This is a genomic window from Streptomyces sp. NPDC058335, from assembly GCF_042723915.1.
GTDB lineage: Bacteria > Actinomycetota > Actinomycetes > Streptomycetales > Streptomycetaceae > Streptomyces.
On sequence record NZ_JBHXHX010000002.1, the window covers coordinates 510,656 to 531,535 of the forward strand.

17 protein-coding genes, 1 tRNA gene and 1 riboswitch are annotated in these 20,880 nt (G+C 70.1%); of the genes, 13 read left to right on the forward strand and 5 right to left on the reverse strand.

Annotated features, from left to right (window positions below; translation table 11 throughout):
- Nucleotides 1-505: 505 nt before the first annotated feature.
- The 9 genes from ACFWJX_RS05390 (at nt 506) to ACFWJX_RS05430 (ending at nt 11,213) form a co-directional block, all read left to right on the forward strand.
- Nucleotides 506-1,804 (forward strand): cytochrome P450, encoded by a 1,299-nt coding sequence (locus ACFWJX_RS05390; protein WP_383237103.1) that lies wholly within the window; start codon nt 506-508, stop codon nt 1,802-1,804.
- A gap of 180 nt (nt 1,805-1,984) precedes the next feature.
- The gene (locus ACFWJX_RS05395) at nt 1,985-2,992 is read left to right on the forward strand and encodes a transglycosylase family protein (RefSeq protein ID WP_383237105.1); all 1,008 of its coding nucleotides are present in this window, start codon (nt 1,985-1,987) and stop codon (nt 2,990-2,992) included.
- A 203-nt stretch (nt 2,993-3,195) separates the two neighbouring features.
- Nucleotides 3,196-3,378: riboswitch (cyclic di-AMP (ydaO/yuaA leader) on the forward strand.
- Nucleotides 3,379-3,381: 3 nt separating this feature from the next.
- Nucleotides 3,382-4,092: a transglycosylase family protein gene (locus tag ACFWJX_RS05400; protein ID WP_383237108.1), complete on the forward strand. Its 711-nt coding sequence runs from the start codon at nt 3,382-3,384 to the stop codon at nt 4,090-4,092.
- Between the two features lie 331 nt (nt 4,093-4,423).
- Complete coding sequence (gene eno / locus ACFWJX_RS05405; RefSeq protein WP_073496092.1) at nt 4,424-5,710, forward strand: phosphopyruvate hydratase; 1,287 nt, start codon at nt 4,424-4,426, stop codon at nt 5,708-5,710.
- Between the two features lie 132 nt (nt 5,711-5,842).
- Nucleotides 5,843-6,322 (forward strand): septum formation initiator family protein, encoded by a 480-nt coding sequence (locus tag ACFWJX_RS05410; RefSeq protein ID WP_383237111.1) that lies wholly within the window; start codon nt 5,843-5,845, stop codon nt 6,320-6,322.
- A 40-nt stretch (nt 6,323-6,362) separates the two neighbouring features.
- Entirely contained in the window at nt 6,363-6,938 is a 576-nt protein-coding gene (locus ACFWJX_RS05415; protein WP_383237114.1) for a DUF501 domain-containing protein, read from the forward strand.
- Nucleotides 6,935-7,879, forward strand: coding sequence for an exopolyphosphatase (locus ACFWJX_RS05420; protein WP_383237117.1), 945 nt, complete (start codon nt 6,935-6,937; stop codon nt 7,877-7,879). The genes ACFWJX_RS05415 and ACFWJX_RS05420 overlap by 4 nt, the downstream gene beginning before the upstream one ends.
- Before the next feature lie 418 nt (nt 7,880-8,297).
- Complete coding sequence (locus tag ACFWJX_RS05425) at nt 8,298-9,698, forward strand: NAD(P)/FAD-dependent oxidoreductase (protein ID WP_383237120.1); 1,401 nt, start codon at nt 8,298-8,300, stop codon at nt 9,696-9,698.
- Between the two features lie 225 nt (nt 9,699-9,923).
- Nucleotides 9,924-11,213 (forward strand): class I SAM-dependent methyltransferase, encoded by a 1,290-nt coding sequence (locus ACFWJX_RS05430; RefSeq protein ID WP_383237123.1) that lies wholly within the window; start codon nt 9,924-9,926, stop codon nt 11,211-11,213.
- A 66-nt stretch (nt 11,214-11,279) separates the two neighbouring features.
- Here the strand turns inward: ACFWJX_RS05430 and ACFWJX_RS05435 are convergent, their stop codons facing one another.
- Nucleotides 11,280-13,808, reverse strand: a complete 2,529-nt coding sequence (locus tag ACFWJX_RS05435) for an ABC transporter permease (RefSeq protein WP_383237126.1) — start codon at nt 13,806-13,808, stop codon at nt 11,280-11,282.
- Between the two features lie 88 nt (nt 13,809-13,896).
- Complete coding sequence (locus ACFWJX_RS05440; protein WP_355906450.1) at nt 13,897-14,667, reverse strand: ABC transporter ATP-binding protein; 771 nt, start codon at nt 14,665-14,667, stop codon at nt 13,897-13,899.
- A gap of 392 nt (nt 14,668-15,059) precedes the next feature.
- Here ACFWJX_RS05440 and ACFWJX_RS05445 point away from each other — a divergent pair.
- From ACFWJX_RS05445 to ACFWJX_RS05455, 3 genes are all read left to right on the forward strand, one after another.
- Nucleotides 15,060-15,142: transfer RNA gene (locus ACFWJX_RS05445), tRNA-Leu, on the forward strand.
- Nucleotides 15,143-15,344: 202 nt separating this feature from the next.
- Nucleotides 15,345-16,520: a 4-hydroxybenzoate 3-monooxygenase gene (locus ACFWJX_RS05450; protein WP_383237129.1), complete on the forward strand. Its 1,176-nt coding sequence runs from the start codon at nt 15,345-15,347 to the stop codon at nt 16,518-16,520.
- A gap of 247 nt (nt 16,521-16,767) precedes the next feature.
- The gene (locus tag ACFWJX_RS05455) at nt 16,768-17,682 is read left to right on the forward strand and encodes a Bax inhibitor-1/YccA family protein (protein ID WP_383237132.1); all 915 of its coding nucleotides are present in this window, start codon (nt 16,768-16,770) and stop codon (nt 17,680-17,682) included.
- Nucleotides 17,683-17,786: 104 nt separating this feature from the next.
- On the opposite strand, the gene ACFWJX_RS05460 is transcribed toward ACFWJX_RS05455, so the two are convergent.
- The gene (locus ACFWJX_RS05460; RefSeq protein WP_319259027.1) at nt 17,787-18,017 is read right to left on the reverse strand and encodes a DUF4287 domain-containing protein; all 231 of its coding nucleotides are present in this window, start codon (nt 18,015-18,017) and stop codon (nt 17,787-17,789) included.
- Nucleotides 18,018-18,121: 104 nt separating this feature from the next.
- On the opposite strand from ACFWJX_RS05460, the gene ACFWJX_RS05465 reads away from it, so the two are divergent.
- Entirely contained in the window at nt 18,122-18,433 is a 312-nt protein-coding gene (locus ACFWJX_RS05465; protein WP_383237135.1) for a hypothetical protein, read from the forward strand.
- 39 nt (nt 18,434-18,472) lie between these two features.
- Here ACFWJX_RS05465 and ACFWJX_RS05470 read toward each other — a convergent pair whose 3' ends face one another.
- Both ACFWJX_RS05470 and ACFWJX_RS05475 read right to left on the reverse strand, forming a co-directional pair.
- Nucleotides 18,473-19,273, reverse strand: a complete 801-nt coding sequence (locus ACFWJX_RS05470; protein ID WP_383237138.1) for a hypothetical protein — start codon at nt 19,271-19,273, stop codon at nt 18,473-18,475.
- A 312-nt stretch (nt 19,274-19,585) separates the two neighbouring features.
- Nucleotides 19,586-20,806 carry an acetyl-CoA C-acetyltransferase gene (locus ACFWJX_RS05475; RefSeq protein WP_383237141.1) on the reverse strand — a complete coding sequence of 407 codons (1,221 nt, stop codon included), beginning with the start codon at nt 20,804-20,806 and terminating at the stop codon, nt 19,586-19,588.
- Nucleotides 20,807-20,880 lie beyond the last annotated feature (74 nt).

Genomic DNA, 20,880 nt, shown 5'->3' on the forward strand with positions numbered 1-20,880 from the left:
CGGACGCGACCAGGCCGGACGCAGACGGCCGTAGGGCCACCGATCCAGGCACGGGGGCGCGGCGGGCCTCCGTCGTCGCTCCGGTCCGGCAGCGCGCCGGGGCGGTTCGGTCGTTCCGCCTCGGGGGGTGTGGCGCATACGGTCAGGCCGCATGTCGGTGTCGTGGCGCCGCTGACCCCGGCACTGGGGTTGCAGGGCCTCCGCCGTCGCTCCGGTCCGGTAGCGCGCCGGGGCGGTTCGGTCGTTCCGCGTCGGGGGGTGTGGCGATCACGGTCAGGCCAGGCGCAGGCGGCCGTAGTGCCACCGATCCAGGCACGGGGGCGCGGCGGGCCTCCGTCGTCGCTCCGGTCCGGCAGCGCGTCGACGCGTCTCGGTCGTTCCGCCTCGGGGGGCGACTACGGCCGGGCCGCGCGTCGGTGCCGTGGAGCCGTGGATTCGGCATCCGTGTCCAGGACGGGTAAGGCCTGCGCGAGGCCCCCGCGCCTGTCCCCGATACCGTCGAGGTGTGACCGACCAGCCCGTACCCGAGACGTCCGCGCCAGCCCTGTTCACCTGGGAGTTCGCCACCGATCCCTACCCCGCCTACGCCTGGCTCCGTGAGCACGCGCCCGTGCATCGCACCCGGCTGCCCAGCGGTGTGGAGGCCTGGCTGGTCACCCGGTACGCCGATGCAAAGCAGGCGCTCGCCGACCCGCGGCTCAGCAAGAACCCGGCGCATCACGACGAGCCCGCGCACGCCAAGGGCAAGACAGGAATCCCCGGTGAGCGCAAGGCCGAGCTGATGACGCATCTGCTGAACATCGACCCGCCGGACCACACCCGGCTGCGACGGCTCGTCAGCAAGGCGTTCACACCCCGCCGCGTCGCCGAGTTCGCGCCCCGCGTCCAGGAGCTGACGGACGAACTCATCGACCGGTTCGTGCAGAAGGGGACCGCCGACCTCATCCACGACTTCGCCTTCCCGCTCCCCATCTACGCCATCTGCGACCTGCTCGGTGTCCCCCGCGAGGACCAGGACGACTTCCGTGACTGGGCGGGCATGATGATCCGGCACGGCGGCGGCCCGCGCGGCGGTGTCGCGCGGTCGGTGAAGAAGATGCGCGGCTATCTCCTGGACCTCATCCACCGCAAGCGCGCCGAGCTTCCCGCCGACCCGGCGCCCGGCGAGGACCTCATCTCCGGTCTGATCCGCGCCTCCGACCACGGCGAGCACCTCACCGAGAACGAGGCCGCCGCCATGGCCTTCATCCTCCTGTTCGCCGGTTTCGAGACGACCGTGAACCTGATCGGCAACGGCACCTACGCCCTCCTGAACCACCCCGAGCAGCGCACCCGCCTCCAGGACTCCCTGGCGGCGGGCGACAGCGACCTCCTGGCGACCGGCGTGGAGGAACTCCTGCGCTACGACGGCCCGGTGGAACTCGCCACCTGGCGGTACGCCACCGAGTCCGTCACCGTCGGCGGACAGGACATCGCCCCCGGCGACCCCGTCCTCGTCGTCCTGGCGGCCGCCGACCGGGACCCGGAGCGGTTCACCGACCCGGACGTCCTCGACCTCTCCCGCCGCGACAACCAGCATCTCGGCTACGGCCACGGCATCCACTACTGCCTGGGCGCCCCCCTGGCCCGCCTGGAGGGACAGACCGCGCTGGCCACCCTCCTCACCCGCCTGCCGGATCTGCGACTGGCCGCGGACCCGGCCGACCTGAGGTGGCGCGGCGGCCTCATCATGCGCGGACTGCGCACGCTGCCCGTGGAGTTCACTCCCGCTGTTTCCGGTGAACCCGCCGCAGCCGTCCGCTGACCGTCCGTTATGTGACCAAGTGGCGAAGCAAAGGTGACCGTTCCTCAACTCTGTGATCTTCACGTGATCTGCGCGGCATTAACTTGTGACAAGTGATCGTCTGCCGATACGTTCACCTGTCAGCGCGGCGCCCCGCTTCACTCGCCGCGCAGGCACTGCTGTCTCGAGAAAGGCCCCCGCATGCTCTCCGGGAACGGTCGTCACCGGCGCCCCCGCCAGGCTCCGGCCCTCCTCGTCGCGGCCGGCGTGACCGGCACCGCGATCGCCATCCCGCTGCTCGGCGCCACCGGCGCGAGCGCAGCCGACGGCACGGTGTGGGACACGGTGGCGGAGTGCGAGTCCGGCGGCTCCTGGAGCGCCGACACGGGCAACGGCGAGTACGGCGGCCTGGCGCTGAGCCAGGAGGACTGGGAGGCGTACGGCGGCCTCGACTTCGCCGAGCGCCCCGACCTGGCCAGCCGCAACCAGCAGATATCCGTCGCCCAGAAGGTCCTCGCGGACCAGGGCATCGGCGCCTGGGGCACCTGCGGGCTGACGTCCGGGCTCACCAAGGACAACGGCGCGGGCAGCGTGGACACCGGAGTGGCGGACGACTCGTCCGACTCCTCCGTGTCGTCCGGCTTGTCCGACCTGTCCAAGGGTTCGTCCGGTTCGTCGGGCTCCACCGACTCCTCGCAATCCTCGGGTTCCACGGGGGGTTCCGCCGACCCGTCGGCCGAATCGTCCCTGGACGGCACGGACTCGACGTCCCCGTCACCTTCGTCCCCTTACTCCGGTACGCCGGACAGCTCCTCGAAGTCCGATACGCCCGCAGATGCGGACGCGAGCGCCTCGGGGTCGGGCGACAGCTCACCCACGGCCAACCCAGAAGTGGACGACTCGGACAAGTCGGTCCAGGATGTGGGTTCTTGGAGCCTCGTCGACACGGGCTCCCTCACCTCCGGCCGGCACCGCGGCACCACCGCCGAGGAGGCCGCGCCCGCGCCGGACGGCACCACCACCGCCTCGTCCGGCCGTCACGCCGCGAGCACCTACGTCGTGCGCGAGGGCGACTCCCTGGCCTCCATCGCCGACTCCCTTGCCCTCGACGGCGGATGGCGTGCCCTCTACGCCGAGAACAAGGCCGCCATCGGCGCCGACCCGAACAACATCACCGCCGGTCAGACGCTCGACACAGCGGTCGAATAGGGCCGAAAAACGGGAAAAGCAGCGGGAGTTCACGTCACGCTTCGCACTGAATGTCTGGTTTGGTGAAAGTGTGGGATGAGTCTCAGAAGGCGTGATCGTCTTTGAAATTCCGCCGAGCGCGTGTCTACCGTCAGGACCGCTCGGCAACCCGAGCCCCGGCTGTCGCAACGCCGAATCCTGCCAGTGGCAGCCCGGGAACAGTCGTCGCGCAAGCGCCGTAGGCAGGAGCGGGGGACCCAAGGTAAGTGCCGGACCGGTCGGTTGACCGGAACGGCTTGGGGTGAAGCCACACGTCCCAGGGAGCGGCGCTCCCGAGGGCGAGTGGCCGGGCAACTCACACGGCCCGAACCCGACAGCTCACCTCGCAGGCGTCGGTGAGGGGATCCACCATGCTGTTTTCCGGCAAGGGCAAGCACCGCCGCCCGTCCAAGGCCACCCGTGTCGCCGCGCTCGCCGGTGTCACCGGCGTCGCCATAGCCGCCCCGCTGATGGCGGCCGGCAACGCCTCCGCCGCCACCGCCTCCGAGTGGGACGCCGTCGCCCAGTGCGAGTCCGGCGGCAACTGGTCCATCAACACCGGCAACGGCTACTACGGCGGCCTGCAGTTCTCGGCCTCCACCTGGGCCGCGTACGGCGGCACGCAGTTCGCCTCCACCGCCGACAAGGCCTCGAAGTCCCAGCAGATCCAGATCGCCGAGAAGGTCCTCGCGGGCCAGGGCAAGGGTGCCTGGCCGTCCTGCGGCGTGGGCCTGTCCGGCGCCGCGTACAACGGCGGCTCGGCCTCCACGGGCTCGTCGTCCACCGGCAGCTCCTCCTCCGGCGGCTCCTCGGAGACCACCACGCGCTCCACCGAGGAGCAGAGCGCCTCCCGCTCCGCCGAGCGCCCGGCCGCCAAGGCCCCGAAGACGGTCACCACCCCGACCGGCAAGAAGGTCAAGAAGGGTGACGGCGAGTACAAGGTCGTCAAGGGCGACACGCTCAGCTCCATCGCCGAGGCGCACGACGTCAAGGGCGGCTGGGCCAAGCTGTTCGAGCTGAACAAGGACATCGTCCAGGACGCCGACCTCATCTACCCGGGTCAGCAGCTGCACCTGAAGTGACATCCGGCTCCCAGCCGGACCACAGCCCCCTCACAGCCGAGGCCGCCACGCTGAAGGCCTCGTGAGGGAGCCCCCGTCCCCACGGTCCCCCGCCCCGGTGCGTGTTCCCCCGTACGCACCGGGGCGGGGTTTTCTTTTCCCGTTCGCCACCTTCTGTTGGCCACCCCCCTTTGTTCCGGCCGGAAACAATGGGTACCGTCTCCCTGTCCACGGGACGGTCGGTCGGCCGACCGACCGCCCGAGACGGTTAGGCTCTAGTCGCAAGGCTCGCCAAGGGCTCATCAACGCCCCCACGTGCCCCGCACAACCAGCGTCACATCCCAAGAAGGAGATGCTCGTGCCGTCCATCGACGTCGTCGTAGCCCGGGAAATCCTGGACTCCCGAGGCAACCCCACGGTCGAGGTCGAGGTCGGCCTCGACGACGGCAGCACGGGTCGTGCCGCCGTTCCCTCCGGCGCCTCCACCGGCGCCTTCGAGGCCATCGAGCTCCGCGACGGTGACCCGAACCGCTACCACGGCAAGGGTGTCGAGAAGGCCGTCCTGGCCGTCATCGAGCAGATCGGCCCCGAGCTGGTCGGCTACGACGCCACCGAGCAGCGCCTGATCGACCAGGCGATGTTCGACCTGGACGCCACCGACAACAAGGGCTCCCTCGGCGCCAACGCCATCCTCGGCGTCTCCCTGGCCGTCGCGCACGCCGCCTCCGAGGCCAGCGACCTCCCCCTCTTCCGCTACCTGGGCGGCCCGAACGCGCACCTGCTGCCCGTTCCGATGATGAACATTTTGAACGGCGGCTCGCACGCCGACTCCAACGTGGACATCCAGGAGTTCATGATCGCCCCGATCGGCGCGGAGTCCTTCTCCGAGGCCCTGCGCTGGGGCGCCGAGGTCTACCACACCCTCAAGAAGGTGCTGAAGACCAAGGGCCTGTCCACCGGCCTGGGTGACGAGGGCGGCTTCGCCCCGAACCTGGAGTCCAACCGCGCCGCGCTCGACCTCATCATCGAGGCCATCAAGCAGGCCGGTTACGTCCCCGGCGAGCAGATCGCGCTCGCGCTCGACGTCGCCGCGTCCGAGTTCTACAAGGACGGCAAGTACGAGTTCGAGGGCAAGTCCCGCTCGGCCGCCGAGATGACCGAGTACTACGAGGAGCTGGTCTCCGCGTACCCGCTGGTCTCCATCGAGGACCCGCTGTACGAGGACGACTGGGCCGGCTGGAAGGTCATCACCGACAAGCTGGGCGACAAGGTCCAGATCGTCGGCGACGACCTCTTCGTCACCAACCCGGAGCGCCTGGCCCGCGGCATCGAGGAGGGCTCCGCGAACGCCCTGCTCGTCAAGGTCAACCAGATCGGCTCGCTGACCGAGACCCTGGACGCCGTCGAGATGGCCCAGCGCAACGGCTTCAAGTGCATGATGTCCCACCGCTCCGGCGAGACCGAGGACGTCACCATCGCCGACCTCGCCGTCGCGGTGAACTGCGGCCAGATCAAGACGGGCGCCCCGGCCCGCTCGGACCGCGTCGCCAAGTACAACCAGCTGCTGCGCATCGAGGAGATCCTCGACGACGCCGCGGTGTACGCCGGCCGCAGCGCCTTCCCCCGCTTCAAGGGCTGAGCAGGGCAGGCCTGAAACCGGCCCGGCTGAGCCGTTAAGGGTCAAGCCTGCGCCAGTCGTACGTACGTCCCCGTACCGGTCCCGTACCGTGTCCGGGGACGTACGCACGTGTGAGACGGGAGGCGGGGACACATGGCCGTGAAGGACCGGGACCGTTTCTCCACCGCGACCAGGATCAAACTGCTCGGCGAGCAGACCGCGGCCCGGGTCTACCGGTCCCAGACCAAGCGCCAGGCCCGCCGCTCCCGCCTCACCGGCCGGGCGGCCCTCCTCGCGCTCGTCCTGTGCACGCTGATCGTGGCCCTGGCCTACCCCATGCGGCAGTACGTCTCCCAGCGCGCGGAGATCGCCGATCTCCAGCGCGAGAAGCGGGAGGCCCGCGAGCGGGTGGAACAACTCCGCGACCTCAAGGCACGCTGGCAGGACGACGCCTACGCCGAACAGCAGATCCGGCTGCGGCTCCACTACGTGATGCCGGGGGAGACGGGTTTCGTCGTCGTCGACCCCGACGCCGCGGAGCAGTCCCGCGCCGACCAGGGGGCCGCCGACCGCCCCTGGTACTCGAACGTCTGGGACGGCGTCGACAAGTCCGACGCCGCCGCCGGACGATGAACTGCGACCGATGAACTGACAGAGAGACTTTCGTACAGGCATGGAAACCCCCCCGCCGACCACTCCCCGCACCGAGCCCACCGACGCCGACGTCGAGGCCTTCAAGCAGCAGCTCGGACGCCCGCCACGCGGCCTGCGCGCGATCGCGCACCGCTGCCCGTGCGGCCAGCCGGACGTGGTGGAGACGGCCCCCCGCCTCCCCGACGGCACCCCCTTCCCGACGCTGTACTACCTGACGTGCCCGAAGGCCAACTCGGCGATCGGCACGCTCGAGGCGAACGGCGTGATGAAGGAGATGACGGAACGGCTCCAGACCGATCCGGAACTGGCGGCGGCGTACCGTGCGGCGCACGAGGACTATGTGCGGCGGCGGGACGAGATCGAGGAGCTGAAGAACTTCCCCAGTGCGGGAGGGATGCCGGACCGGGTGAAGTGTCTCCACGTGCTCGTCGCCCACTCCCTGGCCGCGGGGCCCGGGGTGAACCCGCTCGGGGACGAGGCGCTGGGCATGTTGCCGCAGTGGTGGTCCAAGGGGGCGTGTGTGACGCAGGTGGGGACACCGGAGGACGGGTCGGGCCACTTCGCCTCCGAGCCGGCCGAGGGAGACGCCCGATGACTCGCGTCGCCGCCGTCGACTGCGGTACGAACTCCATCCGTCTGCTCGTCGCCGACGCCCACCCCGAGACGGGTGAACTGGTCGAGCTGGACCGCCGTATGACGATCGTGCGGCTCGGGCAGGGGGTCGACCGGACCGGGCGGCTCGCGCCCGAGGCGCTGGAGCGGACCTTCGCCGCGTGCCGGGAGTACGCGGCCGTCATCAAGGAGCACGGCGCCGAGCGGCTCCGCTTCGTGGCCACCTCCGCCTCGCGCGACGCGGAGAACCGGGACGAGTTCGTGCGTGGGGTGCTCGACATCCTGGGCGTCGAGCCCGAGGTGATCTCCGGTGACCAGGAGGCGGAGTTCTCCTTCACCGGCGCCACCAAGGAACTGACGGGCCGTGACGACCTGACGAAGCCCTACCTCGTCGTGGACATCGGCGGCGGCTCGACCGAGTTCGTCGTAGGGAACGACCAGGTGCGCGCGGCACGTTCCGTGGACGTCGGCTGCGTGCGGATGACCGAGCGGCACCTGGTCGTCGACGGGGCGGTCACCGACCCGCCGACGGAGCAGCAGATCGCGGCGATGCGCGCCGACATCGAGGCGGCCCTGGACCTCGCGGAGCGCACGGTCCCGCTGAGCGAGGCGCACACCCTGGTCGGCCTCGCCGGTTCGGTCACGACGGTCTCGGCGATCGCGCAGAAGCTGCCCGCGTACGACTCGCGGGCCATCCACCACTCCCGGGTCTCCCGGGAACGGGTCCGCGAGATCACCGAGTGGCTGCTGCGCTCCACCCACGCAGAGCGCGCGGCGGTCCCGTCGATGCATCCGGGCCGGGTCGACGTGATCGGCGCGGGCGCGCTGGTCCTGCTGTCGATCATGGACCGGATCGGCGCGGAGGAGGTCGTGGTGAGCGAGCACGACATCCTGGACGGCATCGCCTGGTCGGCTCTCTCCTGAGCAGGTCGGACACCGTTTGAGCATGATCGAGGGGCTCGATCCGGCCCGGAATCGCCCCTTGGTGACACCCTCTCGGAAAACTTCGTGAAGTTCTTCACAAGGAAAACGGCCCTGCCGGGGGACGAAGAGCGGCCGACTGGCCCTTCCGGGGCCCCGGAAGGCGGGTGAACATGTTCAAAAGTGGAAGGCGCGGACGTTTCCCGAGTGTTGCGCGAGGCGTGTTTCGAGGGCCTCACTCGGCACCCCGAGCCCCGGAGAGGCAGCTCACGCGGCATTGACAACGGCACCGGATGCATACGGGTTCCCATGGCGCACCATGACGTGGATCACGTGAGCGGCGGAGGATAGCACATACCCCGAGGAAGCTTGTGAAGGGGCGCACGAGCGACCCCCCTCGGGCGGGTGGATACTCGATGGCATGAGCACCACGGAGCGTCCCAGGATCCTCGTAGTAGGCGGTGGGTACGTAGGCCTGTACGCAGCTCGGCGTATCCAGAAGAAGATGCGCTACGGCGAGGCGACCGTCACGGTCGTCGACCCCCGGTCGTACATGACCTACCAGCCCTTCCTCCCCGAAACCGCCGCCGGCAACATCTCCCCGCGCCACGTCGTCGTCCCGCTGCGACGCGTGCTGCCCAAGGCGGAGGTCCTCACCGGCCGGGTCACCACCATCGATCAGGACCGCAAGGTCGCCACGATCGCCCCGCTGGTCGGCGAGGCGTACGAGCTGCCCTTCGACTACCTCGTCGTCGCGCTCGGCGCGGTCTCCCGCACCTTCCCGATCCCCGGCCTCGCCGAGCAGGGCATCGGCATGAAGGGCATCGAGGAGGCCATCGGCCTGCGCAACCACGTCCTCGAGCAGCTCGACAAGGCCGACTCCACCACCGACGAGGAGATCCGCCGCAAGGCGCTCACCTTCGTCTTCATCGGCGGCGGTTTCGCCGGTGCGGAGACCATCGGCGAGGTCGAGGACATGGCCCGCGACGCCGCGAAGTACTACAAGAACGTGTCCCGCGAGGACATGCGCTTCATCCTGGTCGACGCCGCCGACAAGATCCTTCCCGAGGTCGGCCCGAAGCTGGGCGCCTACGGCAAGGAGCACCTGGAGAGCCGCGGTGTGGAGATCTACCTCTCCACCTCGATGGACTCCTGCGTCGACGGCCACGTGGTGCTGAAGAACGGCCTGGAGGTCGACTCCAGCACGATCGTCTGGACGGCCGGCGTCAAGCCGAACCCGGTCCTCGCCCGCTACGGCCTCCCGCTGGGCCCCCGTGGTCACGTCGACACGGCCGCCACGCTCCAGGTGCAGGGCACCGACTACATCTGGGCCGCCGGCGACAACGCCCAGGTGCCCGACGTCGCCGCCCGCAAGGCCGGCGTCGAGAACGCCTGGTGCCCGCCGAACGCGCAGCACGCGCTCCGTCAGGCCAAGGTCCTCGGCGACAACGTGATCTCCGGTATGCGGGGCTTCCCGCAGAAGGAGTACGCGCACTCCAACAAGGGTGCGGTGGCGGGCCTCGGCCTCCACAAGGGCGTCGCGATGATCGTCATGGGCAAGATGAAGATCAAGCTCAAGGGCCGGCTGGCGTGGTACATGCACCGCGGCTACCACGGCCTGGCGATGCCGACGTGGAACCGCAAGATCCGCGTCTTCGCCGACTGGACGCTCGGCATGTTCCTCAAGCGCGAGGTCGTCGCCCTCGGCGCGCTGGAGTCCCCGCGCGAGGAGTTCTACGAGGCCGCGAAGCCGGCCCCGGTAGCGGCCAAGCCGGCCGCGGAGAAGACCGAGAAGACCGGGGAAAAGGCCAAGGCCTCCTGACCTCGGTCACCGAAACACCCCCGAAGGGGCCGCCCGCCATCCGTGGTGCGGGCGGCCCCTTCGGCGTGCCGCAGGACCGCCGGGTCCGCGCGGGGGTCCGGGGCGGGACCACACCGGTTCGGATGGTTTGCACAGACATAACCCTCGGAGGGGACTGCGTTCCGGCCGCGGTGGTGTTTACGTGGTGCAAGGACATCCGGGATCACCGTCACGGAGGTGTGCACCATGGCAGACGCCGCGCCGCGGCTCCATGCCCTCGTCCAACAGTTGCTGGGAGCGCCTTTTCCGGTGCGGGTCCGGGCCTGGGACGGCTCGCTGGCCGGGCCGCCCGACGCGCCGACCCTCGTCGTACGGAACCGCAGAGCCATCCGCCGGCTCCTCTTCAAGCCGGGTGAGCTGGGTCTTGCCCGCGCCTGGGTGTCCGGTGACCTGGAGGTGGAGGGCGACCTGTACCGGGCCCTCGACCTGATCTCCGGCCAGGTCTGGGAGCGCGACGAGGACGCCCGTACCCTCACCGAGGCCCTGCGCGACCCCGCCTTCCGCGCCGCGGTCCGCGGTCTGCTGAAGCTCGCCGGACCGCCGCTGCCGCCCGCCCCGCCCCCCGAGGAGGTCAGACGGACGACCCACCTGCACACCCGCCGTACCGACCGGCGGGCGATCAGCCACCACTACGACGTCGGCAACGACTTCTACGAGATCGTCCTCGGCCCGTCCATGGTGTACTCCTGCGCCTACTGGGAGTCGGCCGACAGCACCCTCGAGGACGCCCAGCGCGACAAGCTCGAACTCGTCTGCCGCAAACTCGGACTGACACCCGGTCAGCGCCTGCTGGACGTGGGGTGCGGCTGGGGCTCGATGGCGATCCACGCCGCCCGTGAGCACGAGGTGAACGTCGTCGGCATCACCCTCTCCCAGGAGCAGGCGGCGTACGCCCGCAAGCGCGTCGCGGACGCCGGCCTCACCGACCGGGTCGAGATCCGCGTCCAGGACTACCGGGACGTCGCCGACGGGCCGTACGACGCGATCTCCTCCATCGGCATGGCCGAGCACGTCGGCGCCGACAGGTACCTGGAGTACGCCGGCGTCCTGTACGCCCTCCTCAAGCCTGGCGGCCGGCTGCTCAACCATCAGATCGCCCGCCGCCCGCATCGCGACGAAACCGCCTACGAGATCGACGAGTTCATCGACGCCTACGTCTTCCCGGACGGCGAACTCGCCCCCCTCGGCTCCACCGTCACCCAGCTCGAACGGGCCGGCTTCGAGGTCCGTGACGTGGAGTCGATCCGCGAGCACTACGCCCTCACCCTGCGCCGCTGGGTGTCCCGGCTGGAGGACGACTGGCGCCGGGCGGTGCGAATGACCGGTGCGGGCCGGGCCCGTGTCTGGCGCCTCTACATGGCGGCCTCCGCGCTCGCCTTCGAGCACCAGCGCATCGGCGTCAACCAGGTCCTGGCCGTCCGCACCCCGCCCTCCGGCGCCTCCGGCCTGCCCCTGCGCTCCCGCACCTGGAACTGAGCCGGTCGGCAGACAGCGGAAGGGGCCCCGCCGACGTTCCCGACGGGGCCCCGAACCAGCTCGTCCCTACTCGGACTTGATGGCGGCCAGTACGTTCAGCCCGGCCGCCCGCCGCGCCGGCCAGAGCGCCGCGAGGACACCCACCGCAGCGGCCAGCGCCAGGAACACGGCCATCCGGGCCCACGGCAGGACGAGTTCGTACGTCGGCATCGACGTGCCGATCAGCTCACCGGCCGCCCAGCCGAAGAACACGCCGAGCCCGATGCCGAGCACCCCGCCGAACAGCGCGATGACGAGCGACTCAAGCCGCACCATCCGCTTCACCGCCCGCCGGTCCAGCCCGATCGCCCGCAGCATGCCGATCTCCTGCGAGCGCTCGAACACCGACATCGCCAGCGTGTTGATGACGCCGAGCACCGCGACGATCACGGCCATGGCGAGCAGGCCGTAGAGCATGTTCAGCATCAGCGTGAACATCTGCGCGATCTCGTCGGAGAGGTCCTGCTTGCTCTGCACCTTGATGGCCGGGTTGGCGCCGAGGGCCTTCTCCAGCCTGTCCTTCGTCGCGTCCGAGGCGCCGCCGGACGTCTTGACCATGATCTGCATGTCGGTCGGGTCGTCCTGGTGCGGCGCGAGGGCGGTGTTGTCCAGGATGATGCCCTGGATCATCTCGTTGCCCTGGTAGACCCCGGCGACCGTCAGCTCCTGCTTCTTGCCGTCCTCGTACGCCACCGTGAAGTCCGAACCGGCCTTCCAGCCGTGCGACGTGGCGGTGTCGTCGTCGACGACGACCTTGGTGCCGCCGACCGTGAAGGAGCCGTCGTCGAGCGTGAGGTCGGTCAGCTCGCCGATGGCGGAGCCGGTGACGCCCGTGACGTACTCGGTCTGTCCGTCGATGCGGGCGGGCGCGTTGCGCAGCGGGCTGGTGACGGCCACCCCGTCGGTGGCCTTCAGCTTCTTCTCGACGTCGGGGGACAGCTCGTTGCCGTTCGCCATCGACACGACGTAGTCGGCCTTGATCGCCGTGGAGGCCATCTTGTCGATCGACTTCTGGAGGCTGCCCGCCATCACCGTCATGCCGGTGATCAGGGTGAGGCCGACCATCAGCGCGGAGGCCGTGGCGGCCGTACGGCGCGGGTTGCGCACCGAGTTCTGCCGGGCGAGCTTGCCGGACACCCCGAAGATCCGCAGGACCGGCGAGGCGGCCGCGATCAGCGGGCGGGACAGCAGCGGGGTCAGCACGAACACGCCGATGACGAGGAGGACCGCGCCGAGCCCCATGGGGGCCTGGCCGTCGGAGCCGCTCATGGTGGTGGCCGCGAGGACCACCGCGATGCCCGCGGCCGAGAGCAGGGCCCCGATGGTGTTGCGCAGCACCAGCGACTTGGTGGACGCCGTGGCGTGCACACTGCTCATCGCGGCGACCGGCGGGATCTTCGCGGCCCGGCGGCCGGGCAGCCAGGCCGCCAGCATGGTGATGACGACGCCGACGACGAGGGCGGTCGCGACCGTGCCGGGCGAGACGACCAGCGGACCGTCGGGGACGGTCGCGCCCAGGCTGCCCATCAGCGAGCGCATTCCGGCGCCGATGCCGACGCCGGCGACCAGTCCGGTCAGACCGGCGACCGTACCGACCACGAACGCCTCGATCAGCACCGACCGGGTCACCTGCCGGCGGGAGGCACCGACCGCGCGCAGCAGCGCCAGCTCCTTGGTGCGCTGGGCGACCAGCATGGTGAAGGTGTTGGCGATGATGAAGGTGCCGACGAAGAGCGCGATGCCGGCGAAGACCAGCAGGCCCTGCCTCAGCCCGCTGGTCGAGGCGGAGATCATCTCGGCCTGGTCGTCGGCGAGTTGCTCGCCGGTGGTGGTCTCGACGAGGTCCTTCGGCAGCGCCTTGTCGAGAGCGGCCTTCAGCGCGCTCTGCGAGGTGCCGGCGGCGGCCTTCACGTCGATCTCGTCGTACGTGCCGGTCTTGCCGTACAGCTGCTGGGCGGTGGCCGTGTCGAACAGGGTGAGGCTGCCGCCCGCGGCGACGTTGCCGTCGTCGGTGGTGAAGATGCCGGTGATCTTCGGGCTGAGGACGGGGCCGTCCACCGAGAGGCGCACGGTGTCGCCGACCTCGTAGCCGGCCCGCCGGGCGGTCTCGGAGTCCAGGGCGATCTGTCCGGGGCCCCGCGGTGCGGTGCCCTCCTTCAGCGTGTACCGGGGGTCCTTGTCGCCCCAGTAGTTGCCGCCCTGCGACTGGAAACCGCCGCCGACGAGCTTGCCGTCCTTGTCGGCGATCGCCGTGAAGCCGCCGACCACGCCGATCGCGGACCCGGCGCCGGGAACCTTGGCGCTCTCGTCGAGCAGGGCCTGGGTCAGCTCGGGCGTCTTGCCGATGCGGTCGCCCTCGTCCTCCTGGGACTCGGCCGTGACGGCGACGTCGACCTGGTCGAATCCCTTGGCGGAACTCTTCTGGAAGGCGTCGGAGATGGTGTTGGTGAAGACCAGGGTCCCCGACACGAAGGCCACGCCGAGCATCACGGCGAGCACGGTCATCAGGAGCCGGGCCTTGTGCGCGAGGACGTTGCGCAAGGCGGTACGGAACATGGGTTCTTTTCTTCTCAGTCGTGCCGGGACGGCCGGGGCTGTCGGTTCTGCCGGTGCAGGCTGTCGGCCAGGCCGGACCGACCGGGGATCAGCTGGTGCGGCCCTTGGCGTCGAACTGCTTCATGCGGTCGAGGACCGACTCGGCGGTGGGGCCGTACACCTCGTCGACGATCCGGCCGTCCGCGAGGAACACGACCCGGTCCGCGTACGCCGCGGCCACCGGGTCGTGGGTCACCATGACGACCGTCTGCCCCAGTTCGCGCACGGAGTTGCGCAGGAAGCCGAGCACTTCGGCGCCCGACCGGGAGTCGAGGTTTCCGGTCGGCTCGTCACCGAAGACGATGTCCGGCCGGGAGGCCAGGGCGCGGGCCACGGCGACGCGCTGCTGCTGGCCGCCGGAGAGCTGCGAGGGGCGGTGGCGCAGCCGGTCGGCGAGCCCGACCATCCGGATGACGTTGTCCAGCCACTCCTTGTCCGGCTTGCGGCCGGCGATGTCCATCGGGAGGGTGATGTTCTCCAGGGCGTTCAGTGTGGGCAGCAGGTTGAACGCCTGGAAGATGAATCCGATCTTGTCCCGGCGCAACTTGGTGAGCTGCTTGTCCTTCAGGGAGCCCAGTTCGGTGTCGCCGATGCGCACGGAGCCGGAGGAGAAGGTGTCCAGCCCGGCCACGCAGTGCATCAGCGTGGACTTGCCGGAGCCGGAGGGGCCCATGATCGCGGTGAACTCGGCCTGCCGGAAATCGACGGAGACCCGGTCGAGGGCGACCACCTGGGTCTCGCCCTGTCCGTAGATCTTCGAGAGATCCGTGGCTCGTGCGGCCACGGCGGTGGTCCGGTCGGCGAGGGGCATGGTGGTCACGGAGGTGCTCCTGTCGGGACGACGGCGTTGTTCGTTTCGGGGTCCGCACCATCGTCTCGGCCGCCCGGCGCCGTGTAGTCAGCCGCTGTTCCGGTTCCGAGGGCAGACTTCGGAGTGACCGCCGGCCGCCGTGTCATACCAGGGGATGACCCGCGCCCCTGAGGGGCCGTTCGTCGAGAACCGGTGGAGCACCCTCGTTCGGACGGTGAAATTCCGTCATTCCGTGTACACCGGTCGACGTCGCACATGAGGCTATTGGCATGTGCGGATGGCCAGTTCCAGGGCTGATGAACCCTCAGGCCTCAATAAAATAAGACAACATGGGGTTGCCCGGCCCCTGTTGGCCCGACGCCTCCCGATAGGCTCGAACTTCGACGCGGAGCCCATGGCCTGCCCGGATGGTGGAATGCAGACACGGCGAGCTTAAACCTCGCTGCCCCTCGCGGGCGTACCGGTTCAAGTCCGGTTCCGGGCACCTCCCGTCTTTCGACGGCTCGTCGTTCGCCGGCCCTTCATCGAGTGCCTCGCCGCCTCCGGTCCGACCCGTTGACACCTGAGGGACACGCGCGCAGACTCACGTCCGACAAGAGTGAAGAAAAGTTCACTGGACGAACACGTCCAGAAGATGACCGTACGAACACCGCGTGGCAATGACGCCCGTCTGAAGGGAACGACCGATGCGCACCACCGTCGGCATCATCGGCGCCGGCCCCGCCGGCCTCCTCCTCGCCCGCCTGCTGCACAACGCCGGAATCGACTCCGTGGTCCTGGAGAGCCGCGACCGGAGCTACGTCGAGCAGCGCCAGCGCGCAGGGATCCTGGAGCAGGGCACGGCGGACGTCCTGCGCGCGGCCGGCGCCGGGGAGCGCCTGGACCGTGAGGGGCTGCGCCACGACGGGATCGAGCTGCGCTACGACCGCAAACGCCATCGCGTCGACTTCCCCGCCCTCACCGGCGGCCGGTCCGTCACGGTCTACGCCCAGACCGAGGTGTGCAAGGACCTCATCGCCCTCCAGCTGAAGGAGGGCGGCCCGCTGCTGTTCGAGGCGGAGGCGCTCGCCGTCGAGGGCGCCGACACCGACCACCCCCGCGTGCGGTTCCGGCACGACGGGCGCGAGGACGTCCTCGACTGCGCGTACGTCGTCGGATGCGACGGCTTCTGGGGGATCTCCCGTACGGCGATACCCGCCGAACTGACCCGTGTCTTCGAGCGCACGTACCCGTTCGGCTGGCTCGGCGTCCTCGCCGACGTGCCGCCCTCGCACGACGAGCTGGTCTACGCCCGCCACGACCGCGGCTTCGCCCTGCTGTCCATGCGCTCCCCCTCCGTGTCCCGGCTCTACCTCCAGGTGCCCGAGGGCACGGACGCCGGGACCTGGAGCGACGAGGAGATCTGGGCCGAGCTGGAGCGCCGCTTCGAGACCGACGACGACTGGACGCTGGAGCGCGGCCCGATCACCCAGAAGTCGGTCACCCCCATGCGCTCCTACGTCCACGAGCCCATGCGGCACGGCCGCCTCTTCCTCGCCGGCGACGCGGCTCACATCGTGCCGCCGACCGGCGCCAAGGGCCTGAACCTGGCCGTCGGCGACGTCGTCACCTTCGCCCGCGCCCTCGTCCACGAGCGGGAGACGGGGTCGGCGGAGCTGCTGGAGGCGTACTCGCGGACCTGCCTGCGCCGGGTCTGGCAGGCCGAGCGGTTCTCCTACGACATGACGACCCTCCTGCACCGCGCCCCCGGCGCCACCCCCTTCGAGGAGCGTCTCCAGCTGGCCCGCCTGGACCGGATCGCCTCCTCCCGGTCCGCCGAGACCGACCTGGCCGAGGGTTACACGGGGTTTCCGTTCGAGTGATGCCCCGAGTGATGGTTCGGGGGATGTAGGGGCGGCGTCAGCGGGGGATCACCGGTCGGTCCCGGACGCGTACCGGGTTGGTCATGAATGAGGCCCCCCACCGCGGGGAATCAGACATCGACGTAGCGTGTTGCGTACCACGGCAAGGGAAAGATCCTCCCCAAGCACTAGGGTCATTCCTTTGCCTACCTATTACTCTTGAGCCAAGGCCGCGCTGTGTGGCCATGTGTGGCCATGGAGGAGTGAAATGAGGAGCAGAAACCCGGTCTTCTCGCGACGGGGGTTCAGCCGCGACAACGGCTACGCGGGCTTCAACGCCGCGCCGCAGGCCGGGGGTCCCGCCGTCGGCACGCAGCAGGGCAACCCGTACGCGCAGGGCGGCACGTCCGCTCAGCCGACCGGCAACCCCTACGCGCAGAACCCGTACGCCCAGCAGGACGTCCGGCACGGCGCACCGCAGGCCCCGGTCACCACCGGCGGCGTCATGACCATGGACGACGTCGTCGCGCGCACCGCGACGACGCTCGGCACCGTGGTCGTCACCGCGGTGCTGTCCTGGCTGCTGCTGCCCGTCGACGAGGCGAACCTCAACAAGTCCTACGGCATCGCCATCGGCGCCGGACTGGTCGCGATGGTGCTGGCGCTCGTCCAGTCCTTCAAGCGCAGGCCGTCGCCGGCGCTGATCCTGTCGTACGCCGCCCTCGAGGGCGTCTTCCTCGGCGTGATCTCCAGCGCGGTGTCCACGTACATCGCGGACGGGGTCGTCGCCCAGGCCGTGCTCGGCACGATGGCGGTCTTCGCCGGTGTGCTCGTGGCGTACAAGGCGGGCTGGATCCGCGTCAACCGCCGCTTCTACGGCTTCGTGATGGCGGCCGCGCTCGGCTTCGTGCTGCTGATGGCGGTGAACCTGCTGTTCAGCGTCTTCGGCGGCGGTGACGGCCTCGGCTTCCGCAGTGGCGGCCTCGGCATCATGTTCGGAGTCATCGGCATCATCCTCGGTGCCTGCTTCCTCGCCCTGGACTTCAAGCAGGTCGAGGACGGCATCGCCTACGGCGCCCCGCGCGAGGAGGCCTGGCTCGCCGCCTTCGGCCTCACGCTGACCCTGGTGTGGATCTACATGGAGTTCCTGCGACTCCTGTCCATCCTCAACAGCAGCGACTAGCGCGAGCCGCCTCGGCACCATCGCGCCGACGCCACGAAGGGCCCCGGGTCACCCCGGGGCCCTTCGTCGTGTGCGGGTCCGGTGTGGTGTGTCGTGCGGGCGCGCTACAGGAGTTTGCGCGCGGCCCTCCTCAGGTCGTACTCGTGGACGATCGCCTTGGCGTGGCCGTACGCGAGGTCGTGCTCGTGGCGGAGCCAGCTCACCTTCTCCTCGAAGCGGAAGAGGGAGGGGCCTTCTTCTACGGTGCGGAGCCAGTCGGCGACTTCACGACCGGTGCAGTGGGGGATGCGGGCGAGCATGTTGCGGTGGGTCTCCTCGGAGAGGACGTGGGACATCGGCGCCTCCGGACGCAAAGGGGATGTAAGCCGGTCCTTCAGGTCACCGTGCCTGAGCGTTCGCCCGTTGGCAACAGTCCCGGTACGGCGCGTACGCTCGCGGCGTGCTGGATACGAAGCGTCTGACGCAGGCCGTGGATCACTTCGCCGACCGGTTGCGGGCGGCTCCGCAGAGTCGGCTCCAGCGGGGCGCCGCGGCGGAGGCACTGGGACTGGCCAGGGAGTTCGCCCGGCGTGCCCAGCTCGCGGAGGCGCCCGGAGCGGAGCCCCGGGAGATGCCCGACGCGGGGATGTTCGCCGCCGCCGACCAGATCACCGTGGCCGTGCACGACTTGGCCCTCGTCCTCACGGACGAGGGCCAGATCGACGAGGCCGTGCGGTTGGTCGAGGAGGCGCGGAAGCGGGCGGGGGTCTGACGGGGGGACGGGGGTCGGGTCCCGCCCGTCGAGGGCGCCTCAGAGGCTGGCTATGACCCGGTCCGCCAGGATGTAGACGCTCTCCTCGCCGCAGGCGAAGGTCAGGGCGTACGCGCCCGAGATGCCCGAGCCGCCCAGCAGATACGGCATCTCGCCGGCCGCGAGGGCTCGCGCGAGGCGGTCCGCGGTCTCCCGGTGGCCCGGGGTCATGCACAGGGTGGTGCCGTCGGCGAAGACGTAGACGTCGAGGGTGCCGAGCGGGCCGGGCCGCACATCGGTCAGTTCGACGCGGTCGGCGGCGAGTTCCTCCAGTGCGGTCACCGTGCGCTCGTGGTCGTTCACGACAGGTGACTGGACCGGCACGAAGTCCGGATGGGAAGGGTGTCGGCGGCGGGCCGCGGCCAGTTCGGGGGACTCCCCGGCGAACTCGTCGGAGTCCGCGGGCGGCTCGGTCACCGGCTCCAGCGGCTCCAGACCCACGAAATCGGCCTGCCTGGGCAGGAACAGCTCGCTGTCCGGCAGACCCAGCAGCGAGGGCGCGTCGGAGGCGTCACGGGCCTCCTGGGCGGCCCAGAAGGCGCGCGCCTCGGCCAGCTCCCGCTCCCGCTCCTCGGCGAGGGCCTCGGCCACCGCCGCGCGTATCTCATCCGTGTCGGCCGTCGTGCGTGCGGCCGGAACGAAGCCGCGCGGCCCGGTGGCGGCACTCTCGGCGGTCTCCGCGAGCTGCGTGTGCAGGGCCGCGACCTGACGGCGCAGCTGCAACAGGGTGCGCAGGACGGCGACGCCCACGGCGCCCGTGGCGGCCGTGGTGACCAGCAAGGCGATCGGCATGGCGCTCACTGACGTACTCCCGGTTCAAAGTCGACCCCCGACTTCCTACATCAGCTTGAAGGGCGGACTATCCAGCTGTCAGTGCGTAACGTCACGAAACGGGCAGGAGATTTGGCCCGGCCTCAGGTGGTGAAACGGCGCTGAGCTGCGTAAATCCCTCCGGGGAGGGAGATAGGTCACATCCTGGGGGAGATTGGATCACAAAACGGCCCGGAATCCAGGGGCTTCCCAGACTCCGGGCCATCAGCTCACGATGGGTGCAGCGACGGCTACCGAGAGGTCACCGACGGGCCACCGTAGGGCTCCTGCGATGCGTACGACTCAGCTGAGGCGCTCGATGACCATCGCCATGCCCTGGCCGCCGCCGACGCACATCGTCTCCAGGCCGAACTGCTTGTCGTGGAACTGGAGGGAGTTGATGAGCGTGCCGGTGATGCGGGCGCCGGTCATGCCGAAGGGGTGTCCCACGGCGATCGCGCCGCCGTTCACGTTCAGCTTGTCCAGCGGGATGCCGAGGTCGCGGTAGGAGGGGATCACCTGGGCGGCGAACGCCTCGTTGATCTCGACCAGGTCGATGTCGTCGATGGTCAGTCCGGCCCGGCGCAGGGCCTGGTTGCTCGCGTCGACCGGGCCGAGGCCCATGATCTCGGGGGAGAGGCCGGAGACACCGGTCGACACGATGCGGGCGAGCGGGGTGAGACCCAGCTCGCGGGCCTTCGTGTCGCTCATGATGACGAGCGCGGCGGCGCCGTCGTTCAGGGGGCAGCAGTTGGCGGCGGTGACCATGCCGTCGGGGCGGAAGACCGGCTTCAGGCCCGCCACGCCCTCCATCGTGACGCCGGCGCGCGGGCCGTCGTCCTTGCTGACCACCGTGCCGTCGGGGGTGGTGACCGGGGTGATCTCGCGCTCCCAGAAACCGTTCTTGATGGCTTCCTCGGCGAGGTTCTGCGAGCGGACGCCGAACTCGTCCATCTCCTGGCGGGTGACGCCCTTCAGACGGGCCAGGTTCTCGGCGGTCTGGCCCATCGAGATGTAGGCGTCCGGGACGACGCCGTCCTCGCGCGGGTCGTGCCAGGTGGTGCCCTCCTGCTCGGCGACGGCCGCGGTGCGGGCCTCCGCCTCGGCGAAGAACGGGTTGTGCGTGTCGGGCAGGCTGTCGGAGTTGCCCTTCACGAACCGGGACACGGTCTCGACGCCGGCCGAGATGAAGACGTCGCCCTCGCCGGCCTTGATGGCGTGCAGGGCCATGCGGCTCGTCTGGACGGACGAGGAACAGTAACGGGTGACCGTGCAGCCGGGCAGGTGGTCCATGCCCATCTGTACGGCGACGATGCGGCCGAGGTTGTTGCCCTGCTCGCCGCCGGGGAGGCCGCAGCCGAGCATCAGGTCGTCGATGTCCCTCGGGTCCAGCTCGGGGATCTTCGCGAGGGCGGCCTGGATGATGGTGGCGGTGAGGTCGTCCGGGCGCAGGTCCTTGAGGGAGCCCTTGAAAGCGCGGCCGATGGGGGAGCGGGCGGTCGACACGATGACGGCTTCGGGCATCACGGCTCCATTGGCGTACGGGGTGGGTTTTCCGGGTGGTGTTCCTGGCGGGACTCGTCTGGAAGTTACCCGTA

Coding starts and splice junctions, on each gene's coding strand:
- ACFWJX_RS05395 (WP_383237105.1), top strand. CDS start 1,985: ATGCTCTCCGGGAACGGTCGTCACCGGCGCCCCCGCCAGGCTCCGGCC.
- ACFWJX_RS05450 (WP_383237129.1), top strand. CDS start 15,345: ATGCGCACCACCGTCGGCATCATCGGCGCCGGCCCCGCCGGCCTCCTC.
- eno (WP_073496092.1), top strand. CDS start 4,424: ATGCTCGTGCCGTCCATCGACGTCGTCGTAGCCCGGGAAATCCTGGAC.
- ACFWJX_RS05410 (WP_383237111.1), top strand. CDS start 5,843: ATGGCCGTGAAGGACCGGGACCGTTTCTCCACCGCGACCAGGATCAAA.
- ACFWJX_RS05420 (WP_383237117.1), top strand. CDS start 6,935: ATGACTCGCGTCGCCGCCGTCGACTGCGGTACGAACTCCATCCGTCTG.
- ACFWJX_RS05460 (WP_319259027.1), bottom strand. CDS start 18,017: ATGTCCCACGTCCTCTCCGAGGAGACCCACCGCAACATGCTCGCCCGC.
- ACFWJX_RS05435 (WP_383237126.1), bottom strand. CDS start 13,808: ATGTTCCGTACCGCCTTGCGCAACGTCCTCGCGCACAAGGCCCGGCTC.
- ACFWJX_RS05455 (WP_383237132.1), top strand. CDS start 16,768: ATGAGGAGCAGAAACCCGGTCTTCTCGCGACGGGGGTTCAGCCGCGAC.
- ACFWJX_RS05415 (WP_383237114.1), top strand. CDS start 6,363: ATGGAAACCCCCCCGCCGACCACTCCCCGCACCGAGCCCACCGACGCC.
- ACFWJX_RS05475 (WP_383237141.1), bottom strand. CDS start 20,806: ATGCCCGAAGCCGTCATCGTGTCGACCGCCCGCTCCCCCATCGGCCGC.
- ACFWJX_RS05425 (WP_383237120.1), top strand. CDS start 8,298: ATGAGCACCACGGAGCGTCCCAGGATCCTCGTAGTAGGCGGTGGGTAC.
- ACFWJX_RS05430 (WP_383237123.1), top strand. CDS start 9,924: ATGGCAGACGCCGCGCCGCGGCTCCATGCCCTCGTCCAACAGTTGCTG.
- ACFWJX_RS05400 (WP_383237108.1), top strand. CDS start 3,382: ATGCTGTTTTCCGGCAAGGGCAAGCACCGCCGCCCGTCCAAGGCCACC.